The organism is Paenibacillus sp. BIC5C1 (assembly GCF_032399705.1).
Lineage (GTDB): Bacteria > Bacillota > Bacilli > Paenibacillales > Paenibacillaceae > Paenibacillus > Paenibacillus taichungensis_A.
Window position 1 is genome coordinate 3966762 of sequence record NZ_CP135922.1, and the last position, 12898, is coordinate 3979659.

Consider the following 12898-nt stretch of genomic DNA (forward strand, 5'->3'; position numbering starts at 1 on the left):
ATTCCCTCCTTTTTCTTCACATTATTGTGTGGCCGATGCTATTCGAACGGATAAGATAAGGTCGTTTTCTTCACCCAATGCATTAGCAACAGGTCCAAAGCCGGGCGTATCAAGACAAAAACTCTGAATATCATTACTGAGATCAGTATCCAGCATACGTTGGTGAGTTATTATTACTTCACCCTCATGAACTTCAATAACGCGGTATGCTGGTACATCGAGACAAGCTGCAGTCTGTACATAATGCCATGCTCCTTGCTTAACGATGGAATTCATGTGGTTATGCCCGCAAAAATAGATTCCACCTTCCGGTCGACTGTTGAATATGCTCCTCAGTTCATCCTGGGGGCGGATGTAAAGCTTATCTAATGTCGAGCGCGCAGTCGTATCAAATACCGGATGATGCCCGAAGACGAGTACTTGCTTTTCATGTGAATCGGCAATTTGGCCTTTAATCCATGTCAGCTGCTCTTCGTCTAGCTCCCCTCCCCAATCCTCTCGATTCATTTCCTGGGCAGTATCCATAAAAATCAACCTGACGTGAGGCGTATCAATAGCCCGGTAGCGCACCTGACCTGTTATCATGGAAATTTCATGCTTTGGCAGCGAATACGTATCATGATTACCCAGCACATGAATGAATTCCCGTTCACTTTTTGCAAGCATGGAGAAAATGGATCGAAGTTCCTGAGCCGTTCCTTCATGCGTTAAATCACCAATTGAGATATGATAGTCCGCATCCTCCTTCAGAAAAGCCTTGAACATATGCTCATATGCCCGGACTCTTGCAGCCCTCATTTCTTCCGTCCCGTGACTCATGCTTGAATAGTGAAGATCACCAAGTAATGCCAGACGCATAAACGCCACCTCCATCTTTATTTTGTATACCTTGTGGTTCAAGCCTTCTCCACATGCATCACATCGGAAGGCTTTGGATAGACCTGCTGCTCCATGATGAATTCGTTAAATGAAGGCCATATATAATCCGGAACGATATCTGTCTTTCCGATATCCTCTTTTGAAGAGATCCCCGTAAGCACGAGCGCAGTCTTCATTCCATTTTGCTGTCCAAATAAAATATCTGTTTCCAGCCGATCACCTATCATGAGGCATCTGCTGCGATCCACATCCAATAGTTGAAGTGCCTTCTCTGCATAATAGCGGGAAGGCTTGCCAATCACGACCGATGCTTTCCGCTGGCTGGCCGCCTCAATCGAGCTTAGAATGGCTCCTGTATCCGGAATGATATCCCCTTGAACGGGACAACAGTTGTCCGGATTAGTTGCAAGCAGAGCCGCTCCGTGCCGAACTGCTTTGGCCGCCAGATGGAGCTTATCGTAGTTAAATCCCCGATCCATTCCGACTAACACATGTGTTGATTGATATGGATCTTCGGTCATGGCTATCCCAAGTGCCCGAAGTTCCCTCCGCAAAGCCTCCTCACCTACAACCAGCACCTTGGCGTCCGGCGCATGCTCTGCAAAATACATTCCCGACAGGTAACCTGCAGTCAGAATTTCATCAGGCTGGCACGAAATGCCCAAACTCAGCAGGCGTTGGTAGCAATCTTCCTTGGTATGAACAGGAGTATTGGTAAGGAACAGCAGGCGTTTGCCTTTTGACCGCAAGCTGTTTATGAAGCTATTCACGCCAGGAAGCCTCATCTGGCCAATATAGATCGTCCCGTCCAAATCAAAGCAATAAGCATCGTAAGCATATACATCTTCCATGACGTTAATCCTGCCCGCTCACAATGAGCTGGACAACTCCAATACATCGATGAAGCTTTCCAGTTCGTCAGTGCAGATCCATACGGACGGATACTCCTGAAATTTTTTCATGACGGAAGTCTCGTTGATTGTCCACGCCATCAACTGGATTCCTAATTCTTTGCATTGATGAATGTAATGCTCGGTCACAAAAGCATGGTGTATGGACAAGAACGTCGCACCTATCTCTAATGACCAGTCCAGAATAGCTTTCGAACAGCCGAAGGTAATGAGACCGATACGCACATCGCCAGATCGTTCCCTGATCTTCTCCAGGGCATCGAAATCAAATGACGTAATGACCACCTGATCCAGCATGCTCAATTCCTCGATAACTTCAAGCACCCTTTCCTCCAAAAGAGGGTAATAGCTTCCCATCTGCTTAAGCTCAATGTTAAGTTGAATCTTACCCTTCAAAGCACGCAGCACCTCTTCAAGGGTTGGAATATGTTCATCTTGCCTGATTTCTAAAGATTGCAGCTCCGAAGCAGTATAATCAGCCACTCTGCCTGTTCCATTTGTCATGCGGTCAAGCGTATGGTCATGAATCACCACTGGAATTCCATCCTTGCTGAGATGAACATCCAGTTCGAGATGTGTGAAACCAAGCTCTACCGCCTTTAAAAAGGAAGACATTGTATTTTCAGGATACTTACTTGGATAGCCGCGATGAGCAACTGCTTGAATGATCATGCTCTGTTACCTCCTGTTATATATTTTTGGACAACACAAAAAACCCAGCAGCAAATCACCCTCCTTCAACATCAAGGTTGTATTGATTTACTTACCACCGGGTTTTCTCGTCGTCTCCACCCAAGGATAAATGTATGAAATTAATTAATTCCAGAATTTCTCATGGCCTACTGAAACAAAATCTGCCCCGCTCTTTAATGCTTGTTGTATTTCTTCCTCATACCGGATAAGGCCACCCACAATCAATGGCTGCGAGATTCGTTCTTTTAGTTCTTGGATGACTCGAGGCATCAACCCCGGCATCAGTTCAACCTCATCAGGCTTATAGCTCATAATCATACGAACCGCTGTCGTTATTGCTGCCGTATCAATGGCGAATATGCGCTGAATGCTTAATATTCCCGCTTGCTTGGCCGCAGAAACTGCGTTGCTCTTTGTCGTCACGATCCCGTCGATGTTGAACACATCTGCAAGATATTGAATTGCTGAGGCATCTCGTCCAATCCCCGACACCATCTCGGTATGCACATATGCCTGTTTGCCACTTTGATGCAGACTCTCTATGATTGAACCCAGATTGGTAATGTTACCTGTCATCAGAATAACTCGCTGCACATCGCTTGCTATAGCTCGTGAAATTTGTTCATCTGTCGTAATGGAGGCTATGATGGGATAATTATTCATGAGTCAGTCCTCGTTCCCTCGTTTGTCTTCTTAAATGTTAAAGCTAAAGTATTCGTTATGTATCATTGTGATGTAAACGGGTTGTTAATTTTCACCTTTGTCAAATAGAGAAAGTCGTGATCCTGTTTTCCCATCAAAAAAAAGCGCCCCCTATAAAGGAGCACTTCGGCTTTTGACACCCCGTCTAAATTTTCGCCTTCTCCTCTTCCGCCATTGACCGGATGTAGAAAGCACCCAGCACCGAGCAGAGCAGGAATGAGAAGAAAGCAATCGCTGCGGCTTGTTCACGCTCCTGGAAAACGCTGAAGACCTGCTGCATGGAAACACCAAGCATCTGCGGAGAGTTGGCTCCGATCAGATAAGGCGCAGTGAAAGAGCCAATAACCCCCATGAAGACAAAGGTCAGGGCAACAAGGAATGTCTTGTACGACAGCGGGAAAATAAACCGGGTAAACAGCGTCAGCCTGCCTACACCCACATCCTTTGCACTCTCAATGATCGATGAAGGAATGCCCGACAGCGCGGAACTGAGCAGCATTGTCGTAAATGGAATGTTGAACCATAGGTTGGCGATGATAATCCCTTTCTCGTCAAAAATGATGCGTGGCAGCGTGATTCCGACCACTTCAAGCATTCGGGCGAGCCAACCATGATTGCCAAGCAAGTTGATTAAACCATAAGTTGCGATGACACCAGGGATGAACAGCGGAATCATGTACGTTTTACGAATCAGATTAACGATCGGCCCCTGGTTGAAGCGCATATAAATCGCCAACGTGTAGCTGACCAAGATCACGGCAACACACGTAATGGCAGTCACCTTAAGTGTAAATACGATATTGCTTCGCATCCCCTTATCTGTGAACAGATAGGTATAACGGCTTAGATCGTATCCGCCTGAACCGTTGCTTAGGCTCATGATGAAAGATTGAACAATCGGAATAATGACGACGATCAACAGGATAGCGAAGGAGGGGAGCACCATCGCCAGGCCTGTGATCGACTGTCTAGCTTCCTTACTCATTTCGCAGCAACGTCGCTCTGCCAGCGTTTGTTAATTTCCGTGCCCAGATCCCCGATGTTGAACGTACGGAAGCCTTCTGCCACACCGTCGAATTTATTCTGCATTTCCTGTGACATGTTGGAGAGTTCAATGCCTGGGAAACCATTCATTTTGTCAACGATCACTTCCTGAGCTTCAGGGGACAGTACAAAGTTCAGGAATTCATTGATCGCTTCCTTCTTGTCCGACTCCTGGTTGACCATCAGGTATGTTGGTCCCCCGTTGAAGCCCGGCGTGATCTGCTGCATCTTAATTGTATCCGGCAACAAACCTTCGTTCAGCTGCTGCAACACCATGTCGGACCAGGCCGGAATTAAGGATACTTCGCCATTCATCAACAGATCCAGCGTGCCCTGGTTTTTCTTCGGATAGATTCCCTGCCCATAGACATACGGTCCGATTTCTTTGAGCGTGTCGAAACCGCCGTCCCACTTCTCCATGATCGCCGGATCAGAGTTGTGAATGTCTTCTTCCGGCAGGTCCTTATAGACAATCGTCTGCACGAACGAGCTGCCGGAACCACCCGTTGACGGGTCATTGTAGGCGAACTGCTCAGGATTGGCTTTGATCCATTGCAACAGCTCGTCCAGCGTAGTTGGTGGATTGGAGATTTTGCTGCTGTCATAGGCCAGAACCACGGCGGACGAGCGATACGGAACAGCGAAGTTGTCCACGTCCTTCATCGTGTCTGTGTTGACTTTGCTCAGGTTAGGAATGTCTTTCGCGTTCAGTTGCTCCCAAACACCATCCTTTGTGCCCTGCGCGACGGAGGTGATTCCGTCCTCGTACAGATCAATGTCTCCTGAGCCCTTACCCGCTTTCTTGGCGGCCACGATCCGGTCGTAGGTCGGCTCAGCGCCAGTACCGGACGGGATATAGACCAAATTCACGTCGATATCCGGATGCTGTTTCTCAAACATTGGCTCCAGTGAATCCCACAGATCCTTGACGTTCTGAGAGCCCGTAAAGTAGAAGTTAAATTTCACCGGATCGCTCGATGCAGCAGCGTTCCCCCCGGTGGTGGTACTTTTAACCTCGCTTCCGTTTCCACACCCGGCCAGCAATGACACTGATAATCCCACAACAGTCAACAATGATAAAAATGGCTTTTTCATACGCATATCATTCATCCTCCTCAGTTCGATTCATCGACCGGAAATCCGGTCATTTTCGAGATCGAGACGCCGACGTCTTTTCCTACCTGCAGCTGCACAACCAATTCCTTGTTCAGAAAAGCACGTATAATGCCGAATTCCACCAGTTCCACGGTAACTTCGGCGTAATGTCCAAGAATCATTACCTGCTTGACCTTGCCCGCCAGTGTACCTTCAACCATCGTAGTACTGCTCACCTGTACGTCTTCTGGTCGGACCGCAGCCGTCACCTGTCCGCTTAACCCTTTCTCGTTCGGCAGGCTAAGATGTCCAATCCGGATGCTCTCCCCTTCCGCCACCCCCTTAAGGAAATTCATTTTGCCTATAAAACCGGCGACATATAATGAAGCAGGCTCATCATAAATCTGCTGCGGATGAGCAATCTGCTCGATGCGTCCGTGATTCATGACGATAATGCGGTCGGACAACGACAGTGCTTCTTCCTGATCATGCGTGACAAAGACCATTGTCAGCCCGGTCTTCATTTGGATCTCACGTAGCTCCTCACGCATTTCGTGCCGCAGCTTGGCATCCAGCGCCGAGAAAGGCTCGTCCAACAGCAGTACCGCCGGATTTAGCAACAGCGACCGAGCCAGCGCAACCCGCTGCTGCTGTCCACCCGAAAGCTCGGCCGGATATTTCTTCTCGAAACCCGACAGTCGGACCAGCTTGAGCGCATCCTCGACCGCTGTGCGGATCTCTTCCTTCGGCATTTTGCGGATCTTCAGGCCAAACGCCAGATTGTCGTATACCGACATATGCGACCACAAGTTATAGCTCTGAAACACCATCGAGGTCGGCCGTTTCTCCGGTGGCAGTTGAATGACACTCTTGCCCTCGATCAAAATGTCACCAGAGTCCGGTTCGAGAAATCCGCCGATGCTCCGTAATACGGTAGTTTTCCCGCACCCTGAGGGACCAAGAAGGGTGACCAGTTCGCCTTTTTCGATATCGATGTTGATGCCGCTGACCCCGTCACCCGTTTTGTAACGTTTGGCTAACTCTCGTACAGACAACTGCATACTTCTGCCTCCCTTTGCTTCGGTATATCGACCGAAACACTTTTATTTCATTTGAAAACCGCTCGCCAGCACATCCGCACTCACCAGCCGCTGGGCTGCCACTAGCAGAATAATGGTCGGCAGCGTCAGGATGATTGAGAATACGGCTCCGGCGCTGCTCGGAAAGTCGGAAATAATGGAGTACATGACGATTGGCATTGTTTTGTAATCCGGAATACCGACCAGGAACGTCCCCTGCGCTTCATCGAGCGAATTGAGGAACGTGAAGATTGAAGCGACCATGATGCCGGGCATCGCCATTGGCAGGGTGATGCTGCGGAACACTTTGAAGGGGCTTGCCCCAACGTCACGCGCCGATTCCTCCTGCGCCCGGTGCACGTTGCGAAAGGCGGAGGTTGGAATCCAGGTCATGAACATCAGCACATTGATCATATGGATCAGCACAACGCCGAGCAGCGTATTCATTAATCCAATCCGGTAGAAAAGAACCGCGATGGAGACGTACAACCCCATTTTCGGAAAAGCGTGCGTCAGCAGGAATGAGAACAGGAACATCCGCTTCAGCGGAAACTGGAGTCTTGCGAAGGCATACGCTGCTGGGATGCAGACGACGATGGACAGCAGGGTCACCAGAGTAGCAATGAGGAATGACAGTGAGATCGACGAGACAATATCGTCCTTCGCCAGTACGAACTCCCACCATTTGAAGCCCCATACCTGAGGCAGAATATCCGGATAATTCCACTTTTCGCTAAAGGCAAGTACAAGCAGGTTGACCAGCGGACCCGCGAAAAAAACGGCGAACACGGTCAGCAGCACAAATTCGATTATTCTTCTCGGACCTACGTGTTTCCAGTACCAGGACATGTTCCGTCCTCCCTTCCATTCGTCGATTGACGGACAATCACTTCGCTTTCGTATTCAATCAGGCGTGGCACACTCCCCTCGCCGCTAATCAGACGATCCAGAATCGATACTGCGTCTCGACCGATACCAGACGCATCCACGCTGACGGTAGTCAGCGATGGGTGGTACATGCCGGCCACTTCGGTATTGTCGTAGCCCATAACGGATACTTCCTCCGGAACGCTGACTCCGCGTTCCATCAGCACCTTCATCGCCCCTAGTGCAAGCATGTCATTTGTACTGAACAGAGCGCTGTATCGACCCTCGCGGAAGGCCACATAATGCTCTTCCATCAGCTTCCGACCGGAATCAAAGCTTGATTCCGATGACTCGACGACGATAAACCCGTCTTGTTCACAACTAACGCCGAGGGATTCAAGCCGCTTTCGGAAGCCCTCCAATCGCAGTGAGTGGCTCCGATGCTCACCCGGTCCGGCGATGATAAAGAATTTGCGGTGTCCGATATCATATAAATGCTGTGCCGCCCGTTCTCCACCGGCCTCATCGTTGCTAACGAGATGCACGACGTCCGGATCTTCCGTCGATCCGTTCACCATCAGATATGGGATATTGAAGTTTTTGACGTAATCAATGACGTTCTTCTGCAGCCGACTGACCAGAATGAGTCCATCCACCCGCTGTTCCAGCATATAATCGGTGGAGCGCAGCGACATTTCCCGGTCGGTCTTCAGGAAAATCGAGTAGCCCATCTCTTCAGCGGACATCAGTATCTCGTCAATGATTCTGCCATACAGTGTGTGGGACACAATCGGCAGCCTGTCACGGAAAACGATAACTCCGATATTGTAGGTACGCTTGGCAACCATCGCTCTGGCGACGGCGCTCGGCTTGTAGCGAAGCTGCTCGACCGCCTTGAGAACACGATCCCGGACTTCAGGACTCGCGTATCCATTTCCGGAAATCACCCGAGAAGCGGTCGATTTCGATACACCGGCCAGTTGGGCCAGCTCCCGCAGACTATGATTCAACTTATTGTCCAATCCCTATTCTCCTTTGCAAAATTCGTTTCATCCCGGACGGCAATCAGCTTCTCCGGATCACGGGTTGTTATCGAGTCCACGCCCAACTGTGCTAGTCGCCGCATGTCGTCCGCCTCCATAACCGTCCAGACGTAGATAGCCAGGCCGCTCCGCTGCACAGCTTCCATTAATACTGGCTGGACAACCTGATATGGCACGTTAATTCCAAAGCAGCCGGCTTCGCGAGCATTTGCACACGCCTTGAACACTGCCTCGTCGTAGCTCAGACTCCCGAAGCTTTGCATGTTCACATTAAGCAACCTGCGGATGCTTGGAGCGTACTGGCTAGCTTTAACCGCTGACCCGTAATCGCAGCCACTGAGAAACACCATCTCCTCCATATCCATCCGATTCACCAGGGTGGAGACCGGCTCCAGAGCGCTGTCTGATTTGATATCAAGATTCATAATTTTACCAGCTGCGCGTATCTGCTCAAGCACATCCTGAAGCGTTAGAATAGGCGCTAGTCTAGCGTTGTTCAACTCCTTCAGTGTCATTTCTGCAAGACTGCAGCAGCTTCCATCTGCCAAAGTAATATCGTCATCGTGGGCGAGCACCGGCACGCCGTCCCGAGTCGAACGGATATCGTCTTCGTAAATATCTACGCCAAGTGTTATGGCTGCCTGAAGTGACTCGAAAGAATGATCTGGATGGCCCATGCAGCCAGTATGGGCTGTGATCAGGGGGAATTTGTTCATCGCTGGAATCCTCCTTCTTCGAAATAGATCGCGTTGGTAAAGGCAATCAGCACATGGACTCCTCGTACGGTTCCCCACAGCTCGGCACGAATCCACCTGCGGGGGATATCTGGAGCGGACTCCCTCAGTTGTGCTTCAAATTGCATCAACTGTTCATCCAATGAAAACGGAACTTCAAGATTAAGCTCCTCGCCCAAATTGGAACACAGCTTCAATCTGCAGACCTGCTTCTGTAGCGACCACAGTCCGGTGCGTACCGAAAAGTCCAGCAGCAAGTTCGCCCGGATCGGCTCCTCTGCAGCTTCCCGTTTCTCGACTACCGTTGGAACCGTAGAGCCGATTGCATAGAGTGCACCTCCAGCTTCCAGCGTCAGGGTCAGCTGAGGACCTATCGTTACGGACGCACGCCCTTCCCGCAGCGCTTGGATAAGCGTTTCTTCATGGAGCGAAAGGGCTGTCGATCCCTCATTCCCTGCCACTGCGTTGTCTTCGATGCCGAGGTACGTAACCGAGATCGGATCGTCTGTATCGCCCTGCGCATGCCAGTCCCTGCCTGAAGTGGCTGCAATCCGATATCCTTCATTCAGCTTGTGAGTCCAAAGATCAAATGCTCGCCGATTGTTCGTTTGAATGGAAGGGAACGTGCCGGACCAGACTTCAATGTAATCGACTGCGGACCAGTTCCCAATCTCGTATTCCCAGAAACAACCGGTACAGGCCGGACTGCCGATTCGGAAGGGATGAGCAAGCCCGGCGATTCCACCGAGGCGATGCACGTTCTCGATCCCCTCATCGATTCCATCCCGATTCGATTGACGCCAGTCGGCAAAAGCACTCAGCCCTATCGTCACCATATGGCCGTAAAAAGTGGTCCACTCCATGCCGGGGATGATTCGCAGTCCGTATTTCTGCTCGATTTCCGCTTTGCCGCTTAAGCCGGACATCGTATTGTGATCGGTCAGCGCGATGGCGTCAAAGCCCAGATTGACTGCTCCCTCTGCCAGTTCTCCCAGCGTCTGACTGCCATCGCTGTGCAGCGTATGTGTATGCAGTTCACAGGCGAACCACTTCATATCGAGTCCTCCTCTGTCGTCCAGACTTCCAGCCGGTAAGCGCACGTATCGGTCACGATACAGTGCAGGCTTAATGTGACGCTCCAGGGCCCCGGAACCAGCTCGCCCGCCATAAGGCCGGGAGAAGCTTCTCTCTCCGATACGTATAGATCCTGTACCTCGTCTTGGCGGTGGCATGCCCCACGATATCCCCGTGCATCGTCCAGCGAGAGTGTGATCAGATTTTTCAGAGGGAGATGCCGGTCAGCATTGGCAATCGCGTATTCCCGATGTTCCGGCAAAATGTATAGATCGTAACTGTCCTTGAGCAATCGCATTGCCTTCTCCCGATTTTCGAGCTTCTTCGGCGTATATTGTAATCGCAGGTTCAGCTTTCCACAGCCCTCTTCCAATTCAAACGGAATGCGGATATGTGTTTTGGAATCCTCCGGAGATGCATATCCTTGTAGATCCAGCAGCTTCATTGCGCCGCACCACCTTTCATTATTCCGTTATCTTCATGACTTACGTTATGCATGTTTTTCTGAATGTGGGACCGTTCCCACAACCAATACTTATGTTACGCGCAAAAAATCAGATCTGTATCTGCATCGTGTTAATATTCTGTAAATGCAAAAAAGACCAGACTTCTATTAAAAGAAGACCGGTCTTTTTATCTTTTTATCACTAGATTGTTTTCGCACTGCATACGAGTAGCAGTACATAAATTTTCTCTTGAATGGATTATTAAAATCGATTGATTGAAAATGGAGAAATATTATGTTCCGTTTTCCCTGATATAATCAAATCACTTAAAATCTGTCCAACTACACTACTAAATTTAAAGCCATGTCCTGAGAAACCTGAGGCAATGGCAACGTTAGGATAGCTAGGATGTGTATCGATAATGAAATCTTCATCGGGAGTCATTGTATACATACACGTTTTACCAAACTTCAATCCTTGTGCAGAGGGCATATAATGTTGTAAAAATTGTTTTAAATCTGTCGTGTCTTCCTCTAGTTCACCAAATCCCAGGATAGCTTCATCTGGATCGATTGTATCTCCTCCATCATGTCGGCCTAATTTTAATCCGGAACCATCGATGCTTGGGAAACCATAATAATGCCCGTGGGCTGTTTCAAACGAAAAGGCGGGGAACTCCTTATGATTATATAAATCTTCATTAGTATCGAACCAGGCAAATGTTTTTCTTATAGGATTGAGAGGAAGATTTAAATCCAACATGGAAAGGAGACTTCCTGACCAGGCCCCTGCTGAAACTACTAACGCATTAGCACTAAAAGTATGATCATCGGTCTTGATGGTAACTCTTTTATCATGAACCATGATTTCTTTTACTTTACTATTGGTTATGATGGTGGCTCCGTTTTGCTCTGCGAGTTCTCGATATGCTTCAATGCATTCCTCACATTTCAACACTCCTGAGGTTGGTTCGTAGCAACCAATGTAATTGTTCGGTAAATTGATGCCTGGCCAGCGCTTATTTACTTCAATGGAATCTAATATCTCAAGTGGCAACGAATAGGTTCTCGAGCTTGAAATGATATTTTGGATAAAATCTGTTTTCTCGTAACCCACGTTTATAACCCCCGTAGGAAGAAATAATTGTTTTCCTGTCACTTTCTCTAAGTCATTCCATAATTCTTGAGCCTTGAGCGCTAACGGAACATAATTTTCACCTTCACCATACGCATGGCGAATGATTCTCGTCTCTCCGTGATGACTGCCTTGGTTATGGGGTGGGTTAAAGGAATCGATTAATAATGTACTCTTCCCACTCTTGGATAAAAAATAACCAGCTGCCATCCCCATTGAACCTGCTCCTATTACAATTACGTCATAATGCATTGCAAGTTACCTCCTTGTAAGAAATCCCCATGTAACTTAAGTATTAAGTATGGCAAGTATTCTTCTATATTACTAATGATATTAATACTTAACAATTGCGCTATCCTGGGCATGATACCCAAGTCATAATAAAAAAACCGCATAACAACGCGGTTTTCTTAGATTCATAAATTTATTATTACTGAGCCGTTAAAATCAGCGGTCCATCCGACGTGATTGCGATCGTATGTTCATATTGTGCCGACAACTTGCCGTCGGCCGTTCTCGCTGTCCACTGATCGTCGTCGATCGTGATACGGAACGTACCTTCGTTGATCATCGGTTCAATCGTAAACACCATGCCTTCTTTTAATCGAATGCCTTTGCCGGCTACACCGATATGCTCATAGGTCGGCTCCTCGTGCAGGCTCCGCCCGATCCCGTGTGCCAGCAGATCTCGTACGACCGAGTACCCATGCGCTTCCGCATGCTGTTGAATCGCCGACGTTATGTCGCCGAGCCGGCCCCCGGGTATAGCCCGGGCAATTCCCAGATCTAAGCATTCCTTTGTCACCTTCATTAATTTTTGCACTTCCGGCCGAATATTTCCCACGGCATAGCTCATACACGAATCACCTAACCATCCCCCGTATTCCGCCACGATGTCGAGTTTCAGCAAATCACCGTTCATAAGTACCCGGTTCGAGGGAATACCGTGGGCCACCACATCATTTATCGAAATGCAGGTTTCGGCGGGAAAACCATTATACCCTTTTGTAAACTGCTTGCCACCAAGTTTGCTGATGTGTCTAGCAACAAAATCATTGATTTCCCGCGTGGTGATCCCAGGCTCGATCAGTTTGGTTACCTTACGATAGCAGTCCGCAACAATTTGGCTCGCCGGCTTCATTTCTTCAATTTCTCTAGGTGATTTTATAATGATCATCTTTTATTTATTCGCTCCTT

Annotated in this window: 14 protein-coding genes; all 14 read right to left on the reverse strand. The window is 48.7% G+C overall.

The window, feature by feature from the left end:
* Positions 1-21 precede the first annotated feature (21 nt).
* Positions 22-858 (reverse strand): metallophosphoesterase family protein, encoded by an 837-nt coding sequence (locus RS891_RS17600; RefSeq protein WP_315792641.1) that lies wholly within the window; start codon positions 856-858, stop codon positions 22-24.
* Positions 859-896: 38 nt separating this feature from the next.
* Positions 897-1730, reverse strand: coding sequence for an HAD-IIA family hydrolase (locus RS891_RS17605; protein ID WP_315792643.1), 834 nt, complete (start codon positions 1728-1730; stop codon positions 897-899).
* Positions 1731-1748: 18 nt separating this feature from the next.
* Positions 1749-2462: a glycerophosphodiester phosphodiesterase gene (locus RS891_RS17610; protein ID WP_315792645.1), complete on the reverse strand. Its 714-nt coding sequence runs from the start codon at positions 2460-2462 to the stop codon at positions 1749-1751.
* Between the two features lie 144 nt (positions 2463-2606).
* The gene (locus tag RS891_RS17615) at positions 2607-3146 is read right to left on the reverse strand and encodes a glycerol-3-phosphate responsive antiterminator (RefSeq protein WP_064637529.1); all 540 of its coding nucleotides are present in this window, start codon (positions 3144-3146) and stop codon (positions 2607-2609) included.
* 184 nt (positions 3147-3330) lie between these two features.
* Positions 3331-4170 carry an ABC transporter permease gene (locus RS891_RS17620; RefSeq protein ID WP_064637527.1) on the reverse strand — a complete coding sequence of 280 codons (840 nt, stop codon included), beginning with the start codon at positions 4168-4170 and terminating at the stop codon, positions 3331-3333.
* A complete protein-coding gene (locus RS891_RS17625) occupies positions 4167-5330 on the reverse strand; it encodes an extracellular solute-binding protein (RefSeq protein ID WP_113054291.1) in 1164 nt (387 codons plus the stop codon). The genes RS891_RS17620 and RS891_RS17625 overlap by 4 nt, the downstream gene beginning before the upstream one ends.
* Positions 5331-5344: 14 nt before the next feature.
* A complete protein-coding gene (locus RS891_RS17630; RefSeq protein WP_315792651.1) occupies positions 5345-6385 on the reverse strand; it encodes an ABC transporter ATP-binding protein in 1041 nt (346 codons plus the stop codon).
* Between the two features lie 42 nt (positions 6386-6427).
* Positions 6428-7252 (reverse strand): ABC transporter permease, encoded by an 825-nt coding sequence (locus RS891_RS17635; protein WP_113054293.1) that lies wholly within the window; start codon positions 7250-7252, stop codon positions 6428-6430.
* Positions 7228-8292 carry a LacI family DNA-binding transcriptional regulator gene (locus RS891_RS17640; protein WP_113054294.1) on the reverse strand — a complete coding sequence of 355 codons (1065 nt, stop codon included), beginning with the start codon at positions 8290-8292 and terminating at the stop codon, positions 7228-7230. Before RS891_RS17640 ends, RS891_RS17635 begins: the two co-directional genes overlap by 25 nt.
* Positions 8277-9029, reverse strand: coding sequence for a glycerophosphodiester phosphodiesterase (locus RS891_RS17645; RefSeq protein WP_315792654.1), 753 nt, complete (start codon positions 9027-9029; stop codon positions 8277-8279). Before RS891_RS17645 ends, RS891_RS17640 begins: the two co-directional genes overlap by 16 nt.
* Positions 9026-10102 carry a CehA/McbA family metallohydrolase gene (locus tag RS891_RS17650; RefSeq protein WP_315792655.1) on the reverse strand — a complete coding sequence of 359 codons (1077 nt, stop codon included), beginning with the start codon at positions 10100-10102 and terminating at the stop codon, positions 9026-9028. The genes RS891_RS17645 and RS891_RS17650 overlap by 4 nt, the downstream gene beginning before the upstream one ends.
* Positions 10099-10566, reverse strand: coding sequence for a hypothetical protein (locus RS891_RS17655; protein ID WP_315792657.1), 468 nt, complete (start codon positions 10564-10566; stop codon positions 10099-10101). The genes RS891_RS17650 and RS891_RS17655 overlap by 4 nt, the downstream gene beginning before the upstream one ends.
* Positions 10567-10828: 262 nt before the next feature.
* Positions 10829-11953, reverse strand: a complete 1125-nt coding sequence (solA, locus tag RS891_RS17660; protein WP_315792659.1) for an N-methyl-L-tryptophan oxidase — start codon at positions 11951-11953, stop codon at positions 10829-10831.
* A 178-nt stretch (positions 11954-12131) separates the two neighbouring features.
* On the reverse strand, positions 12132-12878 hold the full coding sequence (gene map, locus RS891_RS17665) for a type I methionyl aminopeptidase (protein WP_113054299.1): 747 nt from the start codon (positions 12876-12878) through the stop codon (positions 12132-12134).
* Positions 12879-12898: the final 20 nt, after the last annotated feature.

Bases quoted from the DNA above. Each gene is read 5' to 3' on its own strand.
- map (WP_113054299.1), bottom strand. From the start codon at position 12,878: ATGATCATTATAAAATCACCTAGAGAAATTGAAGAAATGAAGCCGGCG.
- RS891_RS17655 (WP_315792657.1), bottom strand. From the start codon at position 10,566: ATGAAGCTGCTGGATCTACAAGGATATGCATCTCCGGAGGATTCCAAA.
- RS891_RS17620 (WP_064637527.1), bottom strand. From the start codon at position 4,170: ATGAGTAAGGAAGCTAGACAGTCGATCACAGGCCTGGCGATGGTGCTC.
- RS891_RS17625 (WP_113054291.1), bottom strand. From the start codon at position 5,330: ATGCGTATGAAAAAGCCATTTTTATCATTGTTGACTGTTGTGGGATTA.
- RS891_RS17615 (WP_064637529.1), bottom strand. From the start codon at position 3,146: ATGAATAATTATCCCATCATAGCCTCCATTACGACAGATGAACAAATT.
- RS891_RS17600 (WP_315792641.1), bottom strand. From the start codon at position 858: ATGCGTCTGGCATTACTTGGTGATCTTCACTATTCAAGCATGAGTCAC.
- RS891_RS17650 (WP_315792655.1), bottom strand. From the start codon at position 10,102: ATGAAGTGGTTCGCCTGTGAACTGCATACACATACGCTGCACAGCGAT.
- RS891_RS17645 (WP_315792654.1), bottom strand. From the start codon at position 9,029: ATGAACAAATTCCCCCTGATCACAGCCCATACTGGCTGCATGGGCCAT.
- RS891_RS17605 (WP_315792643.1), bottom strand. From the start codon at position 1,730: ATGGAAGATGTATATGCTTACGATGCTTATTGCTTTGATTTGGACGGG.
- solA (WP_315792659.1), bottom strand. From the start codon at position 11,953: ATGCATTATGACGTAATTGTAATAGGAGCAGGTTCAATGGGGATGGCA.
- RS891_RS17635 (WP_113054293.1), bottom strand. From the start codon at position 7,252: ATGTCCTGGTACTGGAAACACGTAGGTCCGAGAAGAATAATCGAATTT.
- RS891_RS17610 (WP_315792645.1), bottom strand. From the start codon at position 2,462: ATGATCATTCAAGCAGTTGCTCATCGCGGCTATCCAAGTAAGTATCCT.
- RS891_RS17630 (WP_315792651.1), bottom strand. From the start codon at position 6,385: ATGCAGTTGTCTGTACGAGAGTTAGCCAAACGTTACAAAACGGGTGAC.